We start from the raw sequence: 930 nt of genomic DNA on the forward strand, positions 1-930 counted from the left end.
GAAGAGCAGGGTGGGGACGGGCGGGACGGGCCCCTGTGGTGGGACCGGCGGCGGGCAGCCGTGCTGGATGTTTCGCTGGCGGGGGTGTCGGTCGCGGAGTGCGCCGCCGAGGGGGTGGTCTTCGCCCGTGACACCGGTGTGCCCGTGGTGCTCGGGGTGCTGTTCGGGGTGCTGACCGGGGCCGTCGTCGTGCTGCGGCGGCGGGTGCCGGTCGCGGTGGTGCTCGTCGGTATCGCCGTCACGCCGGCGGAGATGGGCTTCCTGCTCAGCCTGGTGGGGCTGTACACGCTCGCCGCCTGCGAGGTGCCGCGGCGGATCACCGCGACGCTCTCCGTGATGTCCTTCGTCGCCACCTTCGTCGTGACGTACGTGCGCACGGTCGGCGAGGAGGAGGCCGGGCGGACGCTGGTGGTGGGGCTGTCGCTGTTCATGGCGGTGGCGCTGACGGTGCCGCCCGTGCTGCTCGGGATGTACGTGGGGGCGCGGCGGCGGCTGATGGAGAGCCTGCAGGAGCGGGCGGATTCGCTGGAGCGGGAGTTGTCGCTGCTGGCGGACCGGGCGGAGGAGCGGGCGGAGTGGGCCCGTACGGAGGAGCGGACGCGGATCGCGCGGGAGATGCACGACGTGGTGGCGCACCGGGTGTCGCTGATGGTGGTGCATGCGGCGGCGGTGCAGGCGGTGGCCGTGAAGGATCCGGTGAAGGCGGCGCGGAACGCGGCGCTGGTGGGGGACATGGGCCGGCAGGCGTTGACGGAGTTGCGGGAGATGCTCGGGGTGCTGCGGACGCCGCGGCCGGATCGGCCGGAGCGGGCGGAGTGGGCCCGTACGGAGGAGCGGACGCGGATCGCGCGGGAGATGCACGACGTGGTGGCGCACCGGGTGTCGCTGATGGTGGTGCATGCGGCGGCGGTGCAGGCGGTGGCCGTGAAG

Annotated in this window: 1 protein-coding gene; it reads left to right on the forward strand. The window is 73.9% G+C overall.

From position 1 onward, the window contains the following. Positions 1-33: 33 nt before the first annotated feature. Positions 34-930 (forward strand): sensor histidine kinase (locus EF903_RS33035; RefSeq protein ID WP_221888819.1); only part of this gene is annotated, 897 nt, incomplete at its 3' end.

The sequence above is a fragment of the Streptomyces sp. WAC05292 genome, assembly GCF_003949955.1.
Lineage (GTDB): Bacteria > Actinomycetota > Actinomycetes > Streptomycetales > Streptomycetaceae > Streptomyces > Streptomyces globosus.